This window comes from Treponema sp. OMZ 855, assembly GCF_024181145.1.
Classification (GTDB): Bacteria; Spirochaetota; Spirochaetia; order Treponematales; family Treponemataceae; genus Treponema.
Genome location: NZ_CP051194.1, coordinates 2,280,257 through 2,298,706, shown reverse-complemented (window position 1 = coordinate 2,298,706; position 18,450 = coordinate 2,280,257). Strand labels below are relative to the sequence as shown.

Sequence of the window (18,450 nt, the reverse complement as noted above, 5' to 3'; positions counted from 1 at the left end):
ATAGATTGAAGATGTAGAGCGTTCTATGATATTATGAGGAGAGAGAAGGATACTTGTCTATCTGCGATTGAAATAATAAACTTGAAGAGATGATGACCGTTACAAGTCGTCTGTATTGGTCTGTGTATGTAGTTGGGAGCATGTTTAATGTTGTTGTATAGCTCAACGACTAAAACGAAGGAGCAATATATGTTTAAGACGGTGTTGATACTTGCAAATTCAATAAAACATCACGGATATTGTGTTGCCGGAAAGGAATTGATTACTAAAAACTGGATTAGATTCCATCTAATTTTCTAGATAGTCCTCTCGATTTATGGGGTACGAAGGATTGGGTAGATCCTAATGCTATTACACAAAAGCAAATTGCTATTAATCAGTCATTGTATCTTGTGAAAGTCAAAAATCTTCAGACAAAAGTTATAGATGAAAATCAAAATAAAAGAAGAAGAGTAGTGTTTGACTATAATGGAATACTGTATGATCTTGCTTGTACGGATCCGAACTTTGATACTATAAATAATGGTCAAAAAGCGCATAATAATATATTGTGTATCAGCTTGGGAGAACTTTTTGACGCGACAGGCTGTCATCATAAAATTGTAGCAGGAATCTTTTGATGGTTATGAGTGCAATAAACAGCGGAGGTAGGCTCTACACAATAGGGTGTTCGATTCACACTATCGAATCTTTCATTGATATTCTCAAAAAGCATGAAGTTAATGTCGTTATTGACGTTCGATCTACTCCCTATAGCAAGCATACGGCTCAATTCAATAAAGAGAATTTACAGAGAGTGACAAGTCACAATCGTATCTATTATTCATCTTTTAGTAAGGAATTCGGTGCTAGGCGTAAAGAAAACTGTGTTTACACAAACGATACTGTCAGTTTTGATAAAGTAAAGCAGCTTCCCATATTTATTAATGGGGTAGAAAGAATTAGAAAAGGACTACAAGAAGGATATCGTATTGCTCTTATATGCACGGAAAAAGAACCTGCCGACTGCCATAGATTTAGCCTTGTTACTAAAGGCATTTCAGAGAGAATCGGTGTTTATGCAAACCATATTTTATATGACGGCAGTCTAATGACAACCAAAAGACTTGTTACGTAATTATCAAAAGAAAGAAATTACCTGGGCAGATTATGAAGTTGAGTATTTAAGAATTATTGAACAAAGAAATATACTGAATATCATAAAAAAAGACGAGATCATCAACGGTGTGTTACTTTGTAGTGAAGATCGTCCCGACCAGTGTCATAGAAGATTATTAGCGGAATATTTAGCACGAAATTGGGAAAATATTGAAATAGTTCACCTATTTTAATATAGGAGGAATATTATGATTACTTCAAAAAAATTAACGGCTGAAAGATTGGAAGAAATAAAAAACTATCCTATATTGTATGATGAGGATAGTCCAAAACTGACAAAAGAACAAATTGCAAGGCTTAGACCGGCGCATGAAGCATATTGGAATGCAACGCCCGTTAAAAAACAATTTCTATAAAAAAAATAGATGCGGATATTCTTGCTGTACTCCAGTCTTTAGGTAAAGGCTATCAGACGAGAATCAACAGTATTTTAAGAAAAGCTATTACTATAGGTGATTATTAAAATATTCCTGACAGGCTTAATTGCACTATATTGATTACTATCATTTCAATATATTTTAAAAGACTTGATTTACTTGAAGAATATTTTCAAACAAAGTTAACTTATCCCCCAAAAAAACATGTATTTGTTTTACCGCTGCTATTACGCAATAGCAAAACTTCAAGTGTAAATGTGCCGCCTGATAGGTCTGTATACTTTCCCCACTAGAGGGAGAATAGAAAGGCGAATCTATACCCTTGATACGATGCGGTATCTCTGACTCCGATGACCTTACACTATCGAGCTTTGTATGCTATACTGCTATCATGTTAGAAACCGTACCGGATAACCGTAACTATAAGGACTCTATTTTTGTCGATCTGTTCAGCACCGATGAAAAAGCAAAAGAGAGGTTTTTGTCCCTCTACAATGCTTTGCACGGTACTCAGTTGCATGATGTTGCCTTACTAGAAAATATCAAGCTTGAACAAGTGATGTATATGAGCTTTGCCAATGATGTCTCGTATCTTGTCGAAAACAAAATTATTGTCCTTGCCGAGCATCAATCGACTATTAATCCTAATATGCCATTGCGCTGTCTTGAGTATGTCAGCCGTCTGTATGAGAAACTTTTTGAATCAAAAGAAAAGTATAGCCGTAAACTGCTCACTATCCCGACACCGGAATTTTATGTCTTTTATAATGGAATAGAACCATATCCCTGTGATAAAGCGCTTAAACTATCCCACGCATTTAAGGAACAGACGGAACAACCAAACTTGGAATTAATTGTCAAAGTGGTAAACATAAATCAGCATAATGAACATCCGCTCTTGGAACTGTGTAAACCCATCAATGAATATAGCATTTTTGTCCAAACAGTGAGAAAATGGAAAGAGCTTGATCCGGTACATGGTTTTCAAAAAGCCATTGAGGAATGTATAGCAAATAATGTTTTGCGAGAATATCTCGAACGGAAGACGAAGGAGGTAATAAACATGTTGCTGGCCGAATATAATTATGAAGAAGATATTGCCGTACAACGTGCAGAAGAACGTGAAATAGCCTTTGCTGAAGGTATAGAACAAGGTATAGAACAAGGTGCTCATAACAAAGCTGTTGAAAGTGCAAGAATTTTAAAGCAGCTCCATTCTGATACTGCAATGATTATGCAAGTAACCGGTTTAAGTGCTGAAGAAATAGCAAGGCTATAGAGGAAGGTGCGCTCAATTCTCCCGCCACTTCTGCTTGCGAAAGCCCTGTCTCTTGGGCTATATTTTCCACTGATAGGCTGAACCGTATCTAATTACAATCAGGCTCTCTATAATTTCTCTCCCCAAAAGTGTATAATGATTGGTGCATGGAAGCGCTTATACTTTTTTGAAGAGTAGGCAATATTTTAATTTTTTATAAGGAGAGACGTTATGGATCAAAAGAAACGAAAAGTAACGATTGTCGGTGCGGGTTCTGTCGGGGCTACATTTGCGTATGCGTTGGCTCAAAGCGGTTTTGCCGATGAGATTGCAATCACCGATATGAATAAAAACTTTGCAGAAGGGCAGGCGATGGATCTTGTCCACGGTTTGCCGTTTTTGCCGCAGGTTGATATCCACACCGGCAGTCAAACCGATTATGCCGACAGCGATATCATTGTGATAACTGCCGGTGCAAAACAGCAGCCGGGAGAAACGAGAATAGACCTCCTTAAACGCAATGCCGCTATCATCAAAACTATTGCAAAAGAAATTGCCGCAAGCGGCTGCAAAGGCGTCATGCTGCTCGTGAGTAATCCCGTCGATATTCTTACAAAGGTGGCGCTCGAAGCAAGCGGTTGGGATCGCGGTAGGGTTATCGGTTCCGGTACCGTCTTGGATACCGCCCGCTTCCGCTACGTACTCAGCAAAGAATGCGGCGTCGATGCCCGTAATATACACGGCTACATCCTCGGCGAGCACGGCGACAGCGAATTTGCCGCATGGTCGATGACCACCATAGCCGGACGGCGCATCGACGAATACTGCGGCAGCGGCACGTGCAGCTCGGGTATTCACTTCGATAAAGAAAAAATCTTGGACGAAGTACGCCATTCCGCCTATCATATCATCGACTACAAAGGCTCAACCTATTTTGCTGTCGGTTTGGCGCTTACCAGAATAGCCGGCGCCATTCTGCGTAATGAACACAGCATCCTCTCCGTCTCGATGGCTCTAAACGGAGAATTCGGCTTGCACGGCGCTTGTTTGAGCGTTCCCTGCATTGTCGGCAGAAGTGGCGTCGAAAAAATCATCGAAGGCGAACTTCCCAAGGACGAACAATCAGCGCTTGAAGCCAGCGCCCAGCGGCTTCACGACGCATATCTGTCTATCTGTTAAAAAGCATATTTTTATATAGGATTTCAGCAGCGGCATCTCCTGTACACCCCTTCCGTAAGCCCGTTGACCAGTGTACTTCCGTGTACACTGGTCAACGTCGAGTTTGCGGGGCAAACTCGCTGCTGCTCAATTTCACGGACATCCGTGTCCGTTCTGAAAAGCCTTTTACCGTAAGCCTTTTGAAATAGACGATGCAGATGCTAGGAGCGTACAAAAAACACCCGCAGGCACGCCCAAAAATGAACATCCTTGTTCATTTTTGGGCTGCCAGTTTGCAAGCAAACTGGTTACTGTTTAGAACCAGCGGCATCCGTGCCGCTTCTGCCACGTTGAGGATTAATTTATGTGCAGCACGAAGTAGCTGCACCCTTTCCGTTAGCCTTTTGAAATAGACGGCGTAGATGCTAGGAGCCTAGCCGAAATAAAGCGGAGGCGTACTTTTTGTACGTCGAGCATTTATTTCGGCGTAGCGACAACGCAGATGCACCGTATATTTCAAAAGGATAGCTTGCAGGGACACTGTAACCATGCTACACTTACCACATGAAAACTATCAATAAAGATTTACAATCTATTACGGAACACTTCCCTTCCGACTTTACGGAAAATGAAAAAGCGGCGGCGAAAACGTTGTTTTTAAAAAAGCTTTCGCTGTTAACACACGAATTTTATGGCGGAAAGCTGCAAACCGTCCCAAAATGCGGGCTCTATGGGTTTAACTGGTTCAATGTCTGGTATACACCGGGAGTTTCCGCCGTTTCTACCGGCATCCGCGATAATCATGACAGCTCCTTTATGCTTTCCAATCGAGGAAACCTTGTAGCCGTTGTCAGCGATTCCACCCGCGTACTGGGCGACGGGGATTGTTCTCCTTCCGGCGGTCTCGGCGTTATGGAAGGAAAATGTATGCTGATGAAGTACTTAGGCGGCGTGGACGCGTATCCCATCTGTATCGATTCCTACGTTAAGCCGAATGAAGAAAAGAAATATAACTTCCCCGCCGGTAAACATTGTCCCGATAAGATCATCGATTTTGTGAAGATGCTTGAGCCGAGCGTTGGTGCAGTTAATCTGGAAGATATTCAGCAGCCGGACTGTTTTAAAGTTCTGGATACGCTGCGGGAAGAATGCGATATTCCTGTGTGGCATGACGACGCTCAAGGAACGGCCTGTATTACGCTTGCCGGTTTGCTCAATGCGCTGAAATTGGCGGGTAAAAAAATCGGAGACTGCCGCATTGTCCTTCTCGGTGCAGGCGCTTCCAACACGACGATTGCACGCCTCATCCTACAGGACGGCGGAGATCCCGCGAAGATGATTGTTTGCGACTCTCAAGGTGCGCTCCATGCAGGCCGCGAAGACATCAAAGCTGATGCGCGCTATTACCGCAAATGGGAGCTGTGCCAAACAACGAACCCCAACCGGATAAACGATTTTGACGAAGCACTGAAAGGCGCCGACGTACTGATCGCTTTGTCCAAGCCGGGTCCGAATACCGTAACCAAAGAGCAGATCGCCTCTATGGGCGATAAACCCATCGTGTTTACCTGCGCAAATCCCATCCCCGAAATTTGGCCGCATGATGCCAAGGCCGCCGGCGCTTTCATCGTCGGCACCGGACGCGGAGACTTCCCGAACCAGATCAATAACTCCGTCTGCTTCCCCGGCATCTTGAAAGGAGCGCTGCTTGTCCGTGCCCGGAAAATTTCCGACGGTATGGCGATCCGCTGTGCACACTCTATTGCCGACTATTCGGAGAAAAAAGGTATCAATCCCGAAAATATTGTCGTAAAGATGGATGATGAGGATGTCTTTGCCGTCGAAGCAGCCGATGTTGCAATGCAGGCGATAAAAGAAGGTCTTGCCCGTATCACTATTACATGGGATGAAGCCTTTAAGCAGGCTAAGGCTGAGATTGCCGAAAGCAGAGCGCTGACGCAGCAGCTGATGGATAGCGGGTTTATCAAAGAACCGCCGCAAGACTTTTTTAATCAAGCGATGGACTACGCGATTGAACAAATTAAAAATCAGCGTAGCAAATAACGACAAGACGTTTGTGCTAGATATAGAAGAGAGGGTGCCCCGAAAGCAATCAACTTTTGGGGCGTCCTCGTACTGACTGCCGGTGTTTCCATACTCGGAACCGCCGGCATTTTTCTTAAAAGGCAGGTACGGCCTCTTTTTCTGGGACGGTCTCCTCACGCATATCGTCTAACGCATCGGCAGGCTGTTTCCCGTTTTTGAACAAGGGCTTAAACTCGATATGTTCGGCCACTACTTTAATCTTGCTGTAGTGTTTGCCGTCGGTACCTACCCAGCGGTCTTGCTTTAAACGTCCTACAACCCGGACGCCGCGGCCTTTTGTGCAATTTTCTCCGCAGAGTTCCGCTAAGCGTGACCATGTTTCGACATCAAAGAATGAAGTTTCTTGCGTTGTTTGATCTTCCTGCTTAAAAAAACGGTTCGAAGCAATGGAAAACATACAGAGCGGTGTTCCTTTAGGTGTCGCTCTTACAACGGGATCGCGAACTACATTTCCCTCAATGATCAACGAATTCAAATTGTGCATAATAGCCTCCTAAAATAAGAGTACCGAGTTGCCGCTCGCCGCGGTTCCGGTCTCTTTTGATCTTGTAGTACCTGTTATATAAAGCATTCATTTAAAAATGGCTGGAAATTTACGGTATTTTTGCAAAAAAAAATAAAAAAAATTACAAATTTTTTTTATATGCACTATTAAGAGAAAAATCGATACGGTTTGAGCGATAGTCTTGACATTCGCCATTATTCTAGGCTAATATACAAACCGCTTATGGAGCGGTGGCCGAGTGGTTTAAGGCGGCGGTCTTGAAAACCGTTGTGCTGCGAGGTACCGGGGGTTCGAATCCCCCCTGCTCCGTAAAATAAAAGGCGGCACGTTCCTTTATACGTGCATATATAAAACCGATAACTTAGACAGGCAATAACTTTGGAGCGGTGCGAGAGTGGCCGAATCGGGCTCCCTGCTAAGGAGTTGTACCCATCCGGGTACCGGGGGTTCGAATCCCCCCTGCTCCGTAAGATAAAACCGGATATTATTGTACATTAGACGGCAAGAATGCAGTAATGGACAAAGCATATCGGGGATATTTGAGATTATAGCTCAGTTGGATCAGAGCGTCAGATTGCGGATCTGAAGGTCGGCGGTTCGAGCCCGCCTAGTCTCATCGGTTGTTTTTGTGTTTGAGATTATAGCTCAGTTGGATTAGAGCGTCAGATTGCGGATCTGAAGGTCGGCGGTTCGAGCCCGCCTAGTCTCATCGGTTATTTTTATTTTTGAGATTATAGCTCAGTTGGATTAGAGCGTCAGATTGCGGATCTGAAGGTCGGCGGTTCGAGCCCGCCTAGTCTCATGCTACTGGAGAGATGCGAGAGCGGTCGAATCGGGCGGTCTCGAAAACCGTTGTACCGCAAGGTACCGGGGGTTCGAATCCCCCTCTCTCCGTTTTTTAACGGAGCCGCGCGTTCAAGCATCTTCTTTATGCGTTTTACGAAACACCTTGAAAATTTCAATACTTTCAGGTGCTTTCAACACTTTGGAGAGATGTCCGAGTGGTCGAAGGTACACGATTGGAAGTCGTGTGTGCCCGGAAGGGTACCGAGGGTTCGAATCCCTCTCTCTCCGTACCGGGACCTATGCAAAGAAGGTTTTTCAAACCCCGTCAGATCCGGAAGGAAGCAGCGGTAGATTAATTCTTCTTGTGCCGTAGTGCTCCCGGTTTTTTATATCCTCTGTAAATTTTCTTTTTCAGTTGACCGTATCTCTCCAATTTATTCTATAGAATAGCCATTGCATCGGAATGGTGATCGTATCGGCTAACAAGCAACTTGTACATTTAGACTGATAGCGGTATGATAGCGACTGCTTCGTAACACTTTTAATGATAGGAGTAATAATGAACGAACATAAATTATTTACCTCGGAATCGGTCGGAGAAGGCCATCCCGATAAACTGTGTGATCAAATTTCTGATGCTGTTTTGGACGCTTGCTTACGTGATGATCCCGGAAGCCATGTTGCGTGCGAAACCTTTGCTTCAACTGCGTTAATCCTTATCGGCGGAGAGATTACCACCAATACTTTTGTTGATATACAGCAAACAGCCCGCAATATCGCACGGGAAATCGGCTATACCGATTCCGCATTTGGACTTGACTGCAACTCCATGGCTGTTTTAAGCATGATTCACGCTCAGTCTCCTGACATTGCGCAGGGGGTAAACGGTACCGGCCTCAGCGAGTATCAGAACCAAATGGGTGCAGGGGATCAGGGGATGATGTTCGGCTATGCGTGTAAAGAAACGCCGGAATTGATGCCTGCCCCTATCATGTATGCACACAAACTTTTACGCAAAGCTTCACAACTGCGTAAGTCAAAAGAGATTGATTGGCTACGCCCCGATGCAAAAAGTCAGGTAACGGTGGAATACGAAGGCGATAAACCCGTGCGTATCGATACGGTCGTTATCTCCCATCAGCACGACCCCAAAATTTCGTATGGTTCGTTAAAAGAAGCGATTATCGAAAAGATTGTTAAACCCGTCCTTGAACCGACCGGTTTACTCGATGCAAAGACAAAATTCTTTATTAACCCAACCGGACGCTTTGTTATCGGAGGCCCCTTCGGCGACACCGGTTTAACGGGGCGGAAGATCATCGTGGATACCTACGGCGGTATGGGGAGGCACGGCGGCGGCGCTTTTTCCGGTAAAGACCCGACCAAGGTAGACCGTTCAGCCGCATATATGGCACGCTATGTCGCAAAGAATATCGTTGCAGCAGGATTTGCCGAACGGTGCGAGTTGCAGCTTGCCTATGCTATCGGTGTACCGTTTCCCGTTTCAATTCGGGTAGATTCCTTCGGTACCGCAAAGGTTCCGGAAGATGCAATCGAAAAAGCCGTTCAGCAGGTATTCGACCTCAGCCCCGCCGGTATTATCAAGACATTGGATTTACGTAAACCTATTTACCAAGCGACCGCTGCCTACGGACACTTCGGTCGCCCCGAATTCAGTTGGGAAAAAACCGATAAGATTGACGCTCTAAAAGCAGCTATAAAATAGCAGCAACATGCATATCCTGCTGCGTGGCGTTCTTGTTTTAGTTTTTACCTCTTGGTTATGTACCTCTTGTGTCGATCCCGCGTCGTCGGTATCGCTTGCATTGCCGGCAGACAGGGATGATACTGCGGTTTATCTATTAGCTGCTTCTGAGCGGCATATCCGCTCCGTACCGCTCAAGGCTTTAAATACAAATGCCCAAACGGGTACGATAGATGATCCGGAAAAATCCGATGTCATGTGCTTCGCTTTTGAAAAAAGCCCTACGATGTTCGGTTTAACCGATTCCGGCTTATATGCCCTCGAGCTGGAGTTTGAACCGTTAGAGTTCACCGGTCAATCGAGCCGCACAGCACCTATCAACCCAAACGCTATTCAAACTGATGCTGCCCAATTTGCCGTAGGGCTGCTTTATGCAAACGATTTTTCCGCTTTCGGTAAGTTAAAAGAAAACTTCCGCCCGCAGCATCCCGTTACAGCGAAGCTGCTGCCGCGAGGAACCCTTACGGTCAGCATCGGCTTTGCTGGCATAGCCGTAGGGACAGCTCATATGAGGGGCTTTATGGTTTGGGCGAAATCGGCGCTAAAGCTGAAAAGTGCGGCTATCGTACCCGTTCGGTACGGTTGGTTAAAAGATGGGGCTGCACTGTGGTACGGTACAACCGCCGATGGAGATGTTATTCCGCCGGAATTATGTACCGAAGCAAACGTACCATTACGCACGGAGTTACCGAAGCCGTCGGCTGTCATACAGGCACGGTATGCCGGAAAAGGCGGTAGGGACTCTATCGGTATTCATTTTGACAAGACCCAACCGGTTAATCTGACGGCAGGGCAAAAACAGCCGCGCCTTTCTTTCCAATGCGGGGATAAAAGCATATCCGTATATCGCGCACCGAATGTATATCGCCTTACGCTTGACGGCTGTCTTTTTCCCGATGCTTTTTTTACTATTGAACAAACCGGCGCGGAGCGGTTATCCAATGCGGATACGCTTCCTGGTACCGGCGGGCAGGCAGATACGGGAGCCATGGTCTGTGGTATTACAATCGAATATTCTACTCCCTCTCTGATGACTCCGATTACTGCCGATCCGGGGCTTATTCCGGATTGGCCGCAAGAACAATGGCGGCAGCCCTCTTACGAGCTGTTTTCATGGGAACAGTTTCCTTCGGTGCTGATCTTTGATTTTGCCGACTATTCAGTGCAGGATGCCCATCTTAAACGGCTTTCGTTCTTTGCGGAAAAAAAAGGCTTTACAGGAAAGCTCCTTTTTGATGAAGAGCTTGCTTCTCTCCACGGGTTTAATGCCCACGACTATAGAGCTGAAGCGCTTGCAGCATTCTTTCAGAAGGCTGAAGCGGAATCTTTCCCACTTAACAAAGCGGAATTACATTTACGGAAAATCCTTTTCCATAACGGCATTATTATTCGTACGGAAGCCGGTATTGAGGCGGGGGAGGGTGCAATCGTATCCATCAGCCGTCAGTCTGAGCGGGATCTCCGTTACCGGTTTATTACCCACGAATGCCTGCACGGTATTTATTTTACGGAAGAAAGCTTCCGTGATACGGTAACGGAGGCTTTTCGGAAGACAGATCCGCGCGCAGTGTTGTTTTTGCGCCGTTATTTTGAAATATATCCGTCGCTGCAGTATGACACGGATGACGATTACTTGATGCAAAATGAATTTATGGCGTATCTCCTTCAACAAAGCAGCAGTTTTCTTCAGCACTATTTTACACAGATTGCATGGTTCCGTTTAATGAATACGGCTGAACCGGCGCTTTGCAGATACATCCGCAAGACCAAGGCAGTTGGTTTTGTGCGGGCCGCTGCGCACATGGAGTCTTTTTTATATACGGCATGGGGGATAAAAGGCGGAAGAATTTATTTGGCAAATATGGAAACTTTATAAAAATCGATAAATTTCAATATTATTGAAAAATTGTTGAAAAATTATTGAAACGTTTTTTGTAGTTCATTGTTTATTTTTTTTATCTTTATTTCCGTGAGAGGGAAAATTATGAATTTTGAAGCGATACTGAATCAATGGGAAACTCAAACTCAACAGCCTTATGGAAAGAAGCGAATGCGTAAAGATGCAAAAAATCCGGCAGCAGCGTATGCCGTTGAAACTACCCAAACGCTCAATCCGATGGATTATTGGGTGCGGCGTTACGGCATTTATGATAAAGATGCGGATAATTCCGAAAATATTTCCTTTTTTGATAATCTAGCCGAAAAGCGGCGGCTACGGACAATGCGTCCGCAGGCAGAAATCGACTTGCATGGCATGACGCTTGAAGAAGCGTATGGCGCGTTGGTTACTTTTTTTGAAGATTCCGTGAGGAGAGAGTATCAAAAAATACTCATCATTCACGGTAAAGGGAATCATTCTCAAAACGGGCCTGTATTGGCGCGGTTTGTACAAAAATTCTTAGAAACAAATACCCATGCAGGCGAAACAGGCCATCCCAAAGGACGCGACGGAGGGACGGGGTCAACGTGGGTGATATTGAAATAACCGTCTCTTTTGCAAATATTCTGCGGGAATATCAAAAAATACCTGATGCGTTTACCTTGACTAAACTTATTGCCATAATAGTTAAAAAGAATTACAATCAGCAATTATTATGGATACCCAGTCGGATATTGTAGCTAGGGAAAAGGACAATCCCCTCGCTCGGCATGCTTTAGTAATGCAGATAGCGCTCTATGCCGGAGAGCTTCTTATTCGGAACGGAGCAGAGATGTACCGCGCCGAGGAAACGATTGTGCGGATAAGCGAAGCGGGCGGCGTCCACGATATTACTCCGTTTGTTACGCCCACCGTGCTGTTTATTGCAAACGGTGACGGCGAAAACGTACTCTATACAAAAAATATAAAAAAGCGGAGCAACAATATTGCTAAAATTACATTAGTGAGTGATTTTTCCCGTAATTTTGTGGAAGGCCGTATTGATATATCCGAAGCAATGGATTGCTTACGCAAAATAGATCAATACAAAGGTTATCCATACCGGTTTGTTCTCTTTGCGACCGGCATCGGATGCGGTCTTTTTGCGGTATTAGTAGGCGGAAAATTCGGAGACTTTGTTGCGGCGTTTTTTGCCTCATATATTGCCGTTTTTATCAGCGATAAAATAATGGCTCGTTCCCGCACCGTCTTTACCGGTAATTTTGTCGCAAGTATGTTCGTAGGGATTATTTCTATAATATCTTTCGAAATTAAATTAGTCGATAATCTCGATAATATCATCGTCGGCGCCGCACTCGCCCTTGTTCCCGGTGTTGCATTCACTGCAGGTATTAGAGACTTTATTTCGGGGGATCTTATCTCCGGTATTGCGCGTATCGGAGAGGCGGTTCTGGTTGCCATTGCCATTGCTTTCGGTGTCGGCAGTATCCTCATGCTCTATTCAATCTTAGGGGGACTGTGATGCCGATCTATGCCCATACGATACTCTCCTTTGTCAGCTGTCTCGGCTTCGGTGTCTTGTTCAATGTTCAAAAGCGTACATTACTGCTTGCCGCAGCAAACGGTGCAATCGGATGGACAATTTTGTTAGTACTCGATGTTCCGCAAGTCAGCTATATTTTTGCCAATCTCTTGTCCGCCATTATAGTCGGTCTTCTTGCCGAAGTCTTTGCCGTAATCCAAAAAACCCCTGCAACTTCTTTTATCGTTATCGGTGTTATTCCGTTAGTTCCCGGTTTCCGCGTGTATCGGTCGATGCTTTTCTTTGTACGGGGAGATCTTGATAAGGGAATTGCTGAAGGTGTCCATTCATGCTTTATGGCAGTTGCGATAGCAGTCGGTATCATTCTTGCCACCTCAATTGTCCGCATGACTAGACAAGCCCATACGGACTATAAAAGAAAAAAATACAGAATAGACTAAATTGACAGCCTAGGTTAATTGCAATAAAATATCCCTGTATACTTAGGGGATAGTCCGCCCCTTGCAAAAAAGTATAGGAGGTCGATATGAAGCTTGAACTGGGAATTATCCCTATTCATGAGATGAGGTTTTCCAGTAAAACTGCTATCAAGGGAACTTGTCTTGAAATAAACAAAGATGAACTGATTTCGCTTATTAAAGAGGATCCGCTTATCACTGATGTTTCACTGACAATTACCAAACCGGGTGATAAAACCCGTATTATTTCCGTTAAAGATGTTATTGAACCGCGCTGTAAAATCGAAGGCAGCGGTGTTTGTTTTCCCGGATTCTTTACCGGTGAGGAAGATACTGTCGGATCGGGCAAAACTGCCGTGCTTCGCGGTGCAGCGGTTGTAACAACCGGTACCGTTGTCGGGTTCCAAGAAGGAATTATCGATATGAGCGGCCCCGGCGCCGAATATACACCGTTTTCACGCACGGTTAACCTTGTGGTAAAAGGTACCGTTAAAGACGACACGACGCGTGCGGTTAAAGAAAAATCGCTGCGCTTGATGGGGCTTAAAGCTGCCCGCTATTTGGGTAATGCCGCAAAGTCCGTTGCTCCGGCAGAAACCGAAGTGTACGAAACCTTAAACCCGATTGAACAGGCTAAGCAATATCCCAATCTGCCGAAGGTTGGCTATGTCTATGCACTCCAAAGTCAGGGATTGCTGCATGACACCTACTATTATGGTATCGACGTTAAGCAGATTGTTCCGACCATTATGTATCCCACTGAGGCGATGGACGGCGCAGTTGTGAGCGGTAACTGCGTTTCCGCCTGCGATAAAAACCCGACCTATGTACATCAGAACAGCCCTGTTATCCACGAACTGTATAAGCGGCACGGAAAGGATTACAACTTTATCGGCGTCATCGTAACCAACGAGAACGTAACGCTTGCCGATAAAGAGCGCTCCTCTTCTTTAACCGCACGGCTTGCGGAACAGCTCGGCCTTGATGCGGTGATTATCTCCGAAGAAGGTTTCGGTAACCCCGATGCCGACTTGATGATGAACTGCCGCAAGATTGCCGCAAAGGGCATTAAAACCGTATTGCTGACCGACGAATACGCGGGGCAGGACGGCGCGAGCCAGTCGCTTGCGGATGCTCATCCTTCTGCGGATGCCGTGGTGTCGAACGGGAATGCCAATCAGGTTATCAAACTGCCTAAGATGAACTTGGTTATCGGCGATCCCCAACAGGCCAACGTTATTGCAGGGGCATGGGAAGGCAGTTTACACGAGGACGGCAGTATCGAAGCGGAATTACAGGTTATTACCGGCGCAACCAACGAGCTGGGCTTCTGGAATTTATCCGCATGCGGATTATAAGAGGTAAACAATGAAAAAGATTGTACATTATATCAACCAATTCTTTGCCGGAAAGGGCGGCGAAGATGTTGCCGATTACAAAATTGAAGTAATCGACGGAAATGCCGGCCCCGGTATGGGGATTCAGGCTGCACTCGGCGACGGAGGAAAAATTGTTAAGACAATTATCTGCGGTGATAACTATTTTAACGACCACACCGACGAGTGTATTGCATTTATCCAAGATGTTTTAAAGAAAAACGAAGCGGATTTGCTGATTGCCGGCCCCGGTTTTAACGCCGGCCGTTACGGTATGGCATGCGGCGGTGCTGCGAAAGCTGCTGCAGCCCTTGGCATTCCTGCTGTCTCCGGTTTGTACGAAGAGAACCCCGGTTACGACGTGTTCAAAGCCTTTATGTATACGGTAAAGACCAAGAACTCCGCTGCCGATATGCGCCATGCGGTACCTGCAATTGCCGCAGTTGCAAAGAAAATTTTAAACGGCGAAGCAATCGACCTTGCAGCCGACGGTTTACTGCCGCGCGGTATCCGCCAAAACTACTTTGCAAAAGAACGCGGTGCAAAACGCGCCGTCGATATGCTCGTGCAGAAACTCAAGGGTGAAGCATTCGTTACCGAATATCCGATGCCGGTGTTCGACCGCGTACCGCCGCATGCGCCTATCACCGATATTTCCAAAGCGGTTATCGCATTGGTTACTTCAGGCGGTGTTGTTCCGAAAGGAAACCCCGATCACATCGAAGCATCTTCCGCTTCTCATTATGGGGAATACTCCATTGCGGGGCTTGCAGAGCTGACCTCCGAAAACAGCGAAACGGCGCACGGCGGTTACGACCCCACCTATTGTAACGCTAACCCCAACCGCGTTTTGCCGGTCGATGTATTGCGCGATATGGAACGCGAGCATAAAATCGGAAAACTGCACGAGCTGTATTACACGACGGTCGGTAACGGCACCAGTGTTGCGAATGCAAAGCGTTTTGCTTCCGAAATTGCCGGTAAGCTTGTAAACGCCGGAGTGCAGGCGGTTATTCTTACCTCCACGTGAGGTACCTGTACTCGTTGCGGTGCAACGATGGTTAAAGAAATTGAAAAAGTTTTACCGGTTGTGCATATTGCGACCGTTGTTCCGATTTCAAAAACAGTAGGAGCGAACAGAATTGTACCGGCGGTAGCAATTCCTCACCCGCTCGGAAACCCGACAATGAACGCAAAGGATGAAAAAGAATTACGCCGTGCGCTTGTCGAAAAAGCCTTAAAAGCCTTACAAACACCCATCACAGAGCAGACTGTTTTCTAAACGACCGGCTGACGGCTCTGGCCGTTAGCTGATGTTAAAAGCAAGCTGTTTTTGTGTGAACGCCCTCTAAAACACATGGTCTTAGAGGGCGTTTTTATAATGTAATGCTGTTACCGGTAGCTTTCATTTACCGCAGCGAGGGCAGGGAGTAGGTTATCGGTAAAAAAACGGTCTTCAATCGGGAGATGGGCTGCGGTTCTGCCTAAATACACATCTTTACGGTTCTTACCGTGGAAGTCGCTCCCTGCGGTAACAATCAATCCGAGTTCTTCCGCCAATGCTTGCAGCCGGACGCATTCGCCGTATCGTGCTCCCGAATGCCATGCTTCAAGGCCTACTAAGCCTTGTTCCTTGAATTGAGCAATCGTTTCGGGCAGTTTTCCCCACGAAAGATAAAGCGACATCGGGTGCGCCAAAACGGGAACTCCGCGAGCGGCTTTAATAGCCTCTATCGCTTCCGCAAGCGGTAAACATTCCTTTTCAATATAAAACGGCCGTCCTTTGGCTAGGTATTTAAGAAAGGCGTCTTGAATGGATTTTGCTTTTTTTTCCTGTACAAGATACTTTGCAAAATGAGGCCGTCCGATTACCGCTCCACCGGCGAGTTGGGCGAGCTTTTCTTCATCGATTACAATTCCCGCCTCATTGAATTTTTCTATTATCTTACGGTTCCGTTCCAGCCGCTTTGCCTGAGCATACTGCATAAGACTGCACAGAGTTTTATTTTCAATATCGATTCCAAGCCCGAGTAGATGCAGCTCTCCCGGTTGCCATTCAACGCTGATTTCTATTCCCGGTAAAACACGGATGCCGAGAGCCTCTCCTGCCTGTTGTGCTTCCGCAACGCCTTCTACCGTGTCGTGGTCGGTAAGGGCAAACAGCGAAAGACCGGCTTTATGGGCTTCCGCTGCCAGTTCTGCCGGCGAAAAAGTACCGTCGGAAGCAGTGGAGTGAGTATGCAAATCTACCATAGCAATCATTATAGCAAAAAGATGTATAATGCACTAGGTTTTTTCCGCAAGGTATGATATAATCCTTACAGATAGTTCTTACCGTTAATTAGAGTTGAGAACTGCGTGTGGTACGGAGGACAAAATGCCAAAGGCTGTTCAATACAGCGCAAATTCAGTAATTTATTTTTCAGGCGATTTTGATGCTCGAGTATTTTTGCTGCATAGCGGACATATTGCACTTAATTCGCTTGATATTGAAACCGGCGCGCAGGTAACGGAATATATTAAAACCGGTGAGTTTTTTGGGGTGAAGTCCGCACTTGGGAATTATCCGCGGGAAGAAAGCGCAATGGTTTTAACCGATTCGCTCGTATATACTTTCTCGGTTGCCGAATTTGAGAGTTTTGCTCAAACCAATACGCGTATTATTCTTCAAATGTTGAAAGTTTTTTCCAGACAACTGAGAAATATTCATCATCAGCTTGAATCGTTGATGGATAGTAAACAGCAGACAAATAACGAAGACGGTTTATTCACGGTTGCAACGGCTTTTTATAAGTCACAGCATTATCAGGCGGCTGCCCAAGTAGCAGCGCGCTATCGGGCGCTTTATCCGTCCGGTAAGCATTTGGCTGCTATCGGGCCGATTATTGCAAATTCGACACAGATGGCAGGACGCAGCTTCGGGGAAGCGCGGCAAGCAGGTAGTGTTAATGCCGTGCCCGGCGGCGGTGGTGCTGCTGCTGCTCAGCCTGAACAGAACAATGATGCCTCCATAGAATTGACGTTCCAGCTTGCTGAAGATTTGGCAAAGCAGCAAAAGTGGGCCGATGCGTATAAGCAGTACCATACGATTATCGAGTTAAAACAAGGTGCAAATGTTGAAGCATCCTATTTAGGGGCAGCCCGCTGTTTATATAAACAAGCGGAATATGTCCGGTGTATTCAATTGGGTACCGGTTTTATCACTCAATTCCCTAAATCTTTAAAACTTGCAGAAATTCTGATGTTCCTCGGTCTCTGTTATCAAGGTATGGATCGCCCCGATAAGGCGTTGCCGTTCTATGATAAAGCTTTAACGATGGCAGGTCCGCTGCTGGTGCCTAAGATTAAAGAATTGCAGGCTACATGCGAAGGAGCTATTCATGCCTGATTTATTTGCCTCGTTTGCCCGTTTTGCAAAAAAATTCCCCAAAGGATCGGTTATTTTTTCCGAATTTGAACCCGGGGCATCTTTTTATTTAATTCAATCGGGACGTGTTCAGCTGATTAAGATTATCAACGGAGCAGAAAAAAATCTTGATATTTTACAACAGGGGGAAATCTTCGGCGAGATGGCCGTTTTGGATAATTCTCCCCGTTCCGCTTCTGCAATCGCGTATGACGATGTTGTTGCGCTCGAGTTTAATAAAGAAAACTTTGAAATTCTTTTAACCGGCAATCCCGCTATTGCAATGCGTCTGTTAAAGACCTTTGTAAAGCGTATTTACGTGCAAAAGCGGCGGTTTATGATTTTGACGATACAAGATAATGTTGCCCGTATCGGCGACGTATTCTTGATGCTTGATGAAACCCAGCCCGATCTTGACCGTTCTACCCAGATGCGCACCTTTATCATTACGCCCGAAGAAGTTGCCCGATGGGCAGGTCTTTCGGCGGAGGCAACCGGCGATGCGTTGCGGAAATTCGCCGATCAGGGGCGGTTAGAGGTATACGGCGACCGCATTATCGTAAAAAATATTGTTGACCTTGCCCGTTTCGTAACGACTCGCCGTACAAAAGACAATTTCTTCGGCTAAATCAACAATCCCGGCGTACACTGCCGAGGAACGGCGGGTATGCAACC

Annotated in this window: 20 protein-coding genes, 7 tRNA genes and 1 other RNA gene; 26 read left to right on the top strand and 2 right to left on the bottom strand. The window is 45.8% G+C overall.

Annotation, left to right across the window (positions count from 1 at the left end):
- The first annotated feature begins 147 nt into the window (after positions 1-147).
- The 9 genes from E4N65_RS12310 (at position 148) to E4N65_RS10515 (ending at position 6,015) form a co-directional block, all read left to right on the top strand.
- Positions 148-300, top strand: a complete 153-nt coding sequence (locus E4N65_RS12310) for a dual OB domain-containing protein (RefSeq protein ID WP_371921817.1) — start codon at positions 148-150, stop codon at positions 298-300.
- Entirely contained in the window at positions 282-620 is a 339-nt protein-coding gene (locus E4N65_RS12305) for a dual OB domain-containing protein (protein WP_371921840.1), read from the top strand. The genes E4N65_RS12310 and E4N65_RS12305 overlap by 19 nt, the downstream gene beginning before the upstream one ends.
- 5 nt (positions 621-625) lie before the next feature.
- Positions 626-1,117: a DUF488 domain-containing protein gene (locus tag E4N65_RS10535; RefSeq protein WP_215904686.1), complete on the top strand. Its 492-nt coding sequence runs from the start codon at positions 626-628 to the stop codon at positions 1,115-1,117.
- Entirely contained in the window at positions 1,107-1,331 is a 225-nt protein-coding gene (locus tag E4N65_RS12300; protein ID WP_081984414.1) for a DUF488 family protein, read from the top strand. The genes E4N65_RS10535 and E4N65_RS12300 overlap by 11 nt, the downstream gene beginning before the upstream one ends.
- Positions 1,332-1,346: 15 nt before the next feature.
- Positions 1,347-1,514, top strand: a complete 168-nt coding sequence (locus E4N65_RS10530) for a hypothetical protein (RefSeq protein WP_253673187.1) — start codon at positions 1,347-1,349, stop codon at positions 1,512-1,514.
- A complete protein-coding gene (locus tag E4N65_RS12295; protein WP_371921839.1) occupies positions 1,505-1,621 on the top strand; it encodes a BrnA antitoxin family protein in 117 nt (38 codons plus the stop codon). Before E4N65_RS10530 ends, E4N65_RS12295 begins: the two co-directional genes overlap by 10 nt.
- A gap of 305 nt (positions 1,622-1,926) precedes the next feature.
- Entirely contained in the window at positions 1,927-2,814 is an 888-nt protein-coding gene (locus E4N65_RS10525; protein WP_044014791.1) for an Rpn family recombination-promoting nuclease/putative transposase, read from the top strand.
- Positions 2,815-3,024: 210 nt separating this feature from the next.
- Positions 3,025-3,972: an L-lactate dehydrogenase gene (locus E4N65_RS10520; RefSeq protein WP_044014793.1), complete on the top strand. Its 948-nt coding sequence runs from the start codon at positions 3,025-3,027 to the stop codon at positions 3,970-3,972.
- Positions 3,973-4,515: 543 nt separating this feature from the next.
- Entirely contained in the window at positions 4,516-6,015 is a 1,500-nt protein-coding gene (locus E4N65_RS10515; RefSeq protein ID WP_044014795.1) for an NAD(P)-dependent malic enzyme, read from the top strand.
- 115 nt (positions 6,016-6,130) lie between these two features.
- On the opposite strand, the gene E4N65_RS10510 is transcribed toward E4N65_RS10515, so the two are convergent.
- Positions 6,131-6,541 (bottom strand): single-stranded DNA-binding protein, encoded by a 411-nt coding sequence (locus tag E4N65_RS10510; RefSeq protein ID WP_044014797.1) that lies wholly within the window; start codon positions 6,539-6,541, stop codon positions 6,131-6,133.
- A 245-nt stretch (positions 6,542-6,786) separates the two neighbouring features.
- Here E4N65_RS10510 and E4N65_RS10505 point away from each other — a divergent pair.
- From E4N65_RS10505 to grdB, 15 genes are all read left to right on the top strand, one after another.
- Positions 6,787-6,871: transfer RNA gene (locus E4N65_RS10505), tRNA-Ser, on the top strand.
- A gap of 71 nt (positions 6,872-6,942) precedes the next feature.
- Positions 6,943-7,029, top strand: a tRNA-Ser gene (locus tag E4N65_RS10500).
- Positions 7,030-7,103: 74 nt separating this feature from the next.
- Positions 7,104-7,178 (top strand) — tRNA-Arg (locus E4N65_RS10495).
- A gap of 18 nt (positions 7,179-7,196) precedes the next feature.
- Positions 7,197-7,271: transfer RNA gene (locus E4N65_RS10490), tRNA-Arg, on the top strand.
- A gap of 18 nt (positions 7,272-7,289) precedes the next feature.
- Positions 7,290-7,364: transfer RNA gene (locus tag E4N65_RS10485), tRNA-Arg, on the top strand.
- 7 nt (positions 7,365-7,371) lie between these two features.
- Positions 7,372-7,456 (top strand) — tRNA-Ser (locus E4N65_RS10480).
- Between the two features lie 93 nt (positions 7,457-7,549).
- A tRNA-Ser gene (locus E4N65_RS10475) sits at positions 7,550-7,636 on the top strand.
- Positions 7,637-7,735, top strand: an RNA gene (gene ffs, locus E4N65_RS10470) — signal recognition particle sRNA small type.
- Between the two features lie 172 nt (positions 7,736-7,907).
- On the top strand, positions 7,908-9,074 hold the full coding sequence (metK, locus tag E4N65_RS10465; RefSeq protein ID WP_253673186.1) for a methionine adenosyltransferase: 1,167 nt from the start codon (positions 7,908-7,910) through the stop codon (positions 9,072-9,074).
- A 7-nt stretch (positions 9,075-9,081) separates the two neighbouring features.
- Positions 9,082-10,989 carry a hypothetical protein gene (locus E4N65_RS10460; protein WP_253673185.1) on the top strand — a complete coding sequence of 636 codons (1,908 nt, stop codon included), beginning with the start codon at positions 9,082-9,084 and terminating at the stop codon, positions 10,987-10,989.
- Between the two features lie 108 nt (positions 10,990-11,097).
- Positions 11,098-11,598: a Smr/MutS family protein gene (locus E4N65_RS10455; protein WP_253673184.1), complete on the top strand. Its 501-nt coding sequence runs from the start codon at positions 11,098-11,100 to the stop codon at positions 11,596-11,598.
- A 109-nt stretch (positions 11,599-11,707) separates the two neighbouring features.
- Positions 11,708-12,514, top strand: coding sequence for a threonine/serine exporter family protein (locus E4N65_RS10450; protein ID WP_253673182.1), 807 nt, complete (start codon positions 11,708-11,710; stop codon positions 12,512-12,514).
- Entirely contained in the window at positions 12,514-12,975 is a 462-nt protein-coding gene (locus E4N65_RS10445; protein WP_253673181.1) for a threonine/serine exporter family protein, read from the top strand. Before E4N65_RS10450 ends, E4N65_RS10445 begins: the two co-directional genes overlap by 1 nt.
- 86 nt (positions 12,976-13,061) lie before the next feature.
- Complete coding sequence (locus E4N65_RS10440; protein WP_253673180.1) at positions 13,062-14,351, top strand: glycine/sarcosine/betaine reductase component B subunit; 1,290 nt, start codon at positions 13,062-13,064, stop codon at positions 14,349-14,351.
- 10 nt (positions 14,352-14,361) lie between these two features.
- Complete coding sequence (gene grdB, locus E4N65_RS10435) at positions 14,362-15,651, top strand: glycine reductase complex selenoprotein B (protein ID WP_253673179.1); 1,290 nt, start codon at positions 14,362-14,364, stop codon at positions 15,649-15,651.
- 110 nt (positions 15,652-15,761) lie between these two features.
- On the opposite strand, the gene E4N65_RS10430 is transcribed toward grdB, so the two are convergent.
- Entirely contained in the window at positions 15,762-16,622 is an 861-nt protein-coding gene (locus E4N65_RS10430; protein WP_253673178.1) for a PHP domain-containing protein, read from the bottom strand.
- Positions 16,623-16,746: 124 nt separating this feature from the next.
- Here E4N65_RS10430 and E4N65_RS10425 point away from each other — a divergent pair, with 124 nt between their 5' ends.
- Both E4N65_RS10425 and E4N65_RS10420 read left to right on the top strand, forming a co-directional pair.
- On the top strand, positions 16,747-17,757 hold the full coding sequence (locus E4N65_RS10425; protein WP_044014813.1) for a cyclic nucleotide-binding domain-containing protein: 1,011 nt from the start codon (positions 16,747-16,749) through the stop codon (positions 17,755-17,757).
- Positions 17,750-18,403, top strand: a complete 654-nt coding sequence (locus E4N65_RS10420; RefSeq protein ID WP_044014815.1) for a Crp/Fnr family transcriptional regulator — start codon at positions 17,750-17,752, stop codon at positions 18,401-18,403. The genes E4N65_RS10425 and E4N65_RS10420 overlap by 8 nt, the downstream gene beginning before the upstream one ends.
- The last annotated feature ends 47 nt before the right edge of the window (positions 18,404-18,450 follow it).

What these genes read in the sequence shown, in the direction of transcription:
- E4N65_RS10525 (WP_044014791.1), top strand. Translation starts at nt 1,927, where the DNA reads ATGTTAGAAACCGTACCGGATAACCGTAACTATAAGGACTCTATTTTT.
- E4N65_RS10420 (WP_044014815.1), top strand. Translation starts at nt 17,750, where the DNA reads ATGCCTGATTTATTTGCCTCGTTTGCCCGTTTTGCAAAAAAATTCCCC.
- E4N65_RS10445 (WP_253673181.1), top strand. Translation starts at nt 12,514, where the DNA reads ATGCCGATCTATGCCCATACGATACTCTCCTTTGTCAGCTGTCTCGGC.
- E4N65_RS10510 (WP_044014797.1), bottom strand. Translation starts at nt 6,541, where the DNA reads ATGCACAATTTGAATTCGTTGATCATTGAGGGAAATGTAGTTCGCGAT.
- E4N65_RS12310 (WP_371921817.1), top strand. Translation starts at nt 148, where the DNA reads ATGTTGTTGTATAGCTCAACGACTAAAACGAAGGAGCAATATATGTTT.
- E4N65_RS10430 (WP_253673178.1), bottom strand. Translation starts at nt 16,622, where the DNA reads ATGGTAGATTTGCATACTCACTCCACTGCTTCCGACGGTACTTTTTCG.
- E4N65_RS10455 (WP_253673184.1), top strand. Translation starts at nt 11,098, where the DNA reads ATGAATTTTGAAGCGATACTGAATCAATGGGAAACTCAAACTCAACAG.
- E4N65_RS10425 (WP_044014813.1), top strand. Translation starts at nt 16,747, where the DNA reads ATGCCAAAGGCTGTTCAATACAGCGCAAATTCAGTAATTTATTTTTCA.
- metK (WP_253673186.1), top strand. Translation starts at nt 7,908, where the DNA reads ATGAACGAACATAAATTATTTACCTCGGAATCGGTCGGAGAAGGCCAT.
- E4N65_RS10520 (WP_044014793.1), top strand. Translation starts at nt 3,025, where the DNA reads ATGGATCAAAAGAAACGAAAAGTAACGATTGTCGGTGCGGGTTCTGTC.
- E4N65_RS10440 (WP_253673180.1), top strand. Translation starts at nt 13,062, where the DNA reads ATGAAGCTTGAACTGGGAATTATCCCTATTCATGAGATGAGGTTTTCC.
- E4N65_RS10530 (WP_253673187.1), top strand. Translation starts at nt 1,347, where the DNA reads ATGATTACTTCAAAAAAATTAACGGCTGAAAGATTGGAAGAAATAAAA.
- E4N65_RS10460 (WP_253673185.1), top strand. Translation starts at nt 9,082, where the DNA reads ATGCATATCCTGCTGCGTGGCGTTCTTGTTTTAGTTTTTACCTCTTGG.
- E4N65_RS10515 (WP_044014795.1), top strand. Translation starts at nt 4,516, where the DNA reads ATGAAAACTATCAATAAAGATTTACAATCTATTACGGAACACTTCCCT.
- E4N65_RS10535 (WP_215904686.1), top strand. Translation starts at nt 626, where the DNA reads ATGAGTGCAATAAACAGCGGAGGTAGGCTCTACACAATAGGGTGTTCG.
- E4N65_RS10450 (WP_253673182.1), top strand. Translation starts at nt 11,708, where the DNA reads ATGGATACCCAGTCGGATATTGTAGCTAGGGAAAAGGACAATCCCCTC.